Annotated in this window: 1 protein-coding gene; it reads left to right on the plus strand. The window is 66.7% G+C overall.

Features of this window, described 5'->3' with window-relative positions; translation table 11 throughout:
- Positions 1-23: 23 nt before the first annotated feature.
- A partial coding sequence (locus P3H15_RS54770) for a condensation domain-containing protein (RefSeq protein WP_276144923.1) occupies positions 24-348 on the plus strand: 325 nt, incomplete at its 3' end.

Raw genomic sequence — 348 nt, forward strand, 5'->3', positions numbered from 1 at the left:
TTCCGGGGTGGGTGCCGTTGCCGGTGCAGTATGCCGATTACACGCTGTGGCAGCGCGAGTTTCTGGGTGAGGAGTCGGATCCGGAGAGTGTGCTCGCCGGGCAGGTCGAGTATTGGCGGGCCGAGTTGGCGGGGCTGCCGGAGTGCATCGAGTTGCCGACTGATCGTCGACGTCCGGCCGAACCGAGTTACCGTGGCGGGACCGTGGAGTTCGCGATCGAACCGGAACGTGCTTCGGCAGTCACGGAACTTGCCCGCAGATCTGGGGCGACACGATCGATGGTGCTGCAGTCCGTGCTCGCGGTGCTGCTCCACCGGCTCGGCGCCGGGTGCGATGTCGCGATCGGTG

The sequence above is a fragment of the Rhodococcus sp. T2V genome (assembly GCF_029269925.1).
In the GTDB taxonomy this organism is placed as follows: Bacteria; Actinomycetota; Actinomycetes; order Mycobacteriales; family Mycobacteriaceae; genus Rhodococcus_F; species Rhodococcus_F koreensis.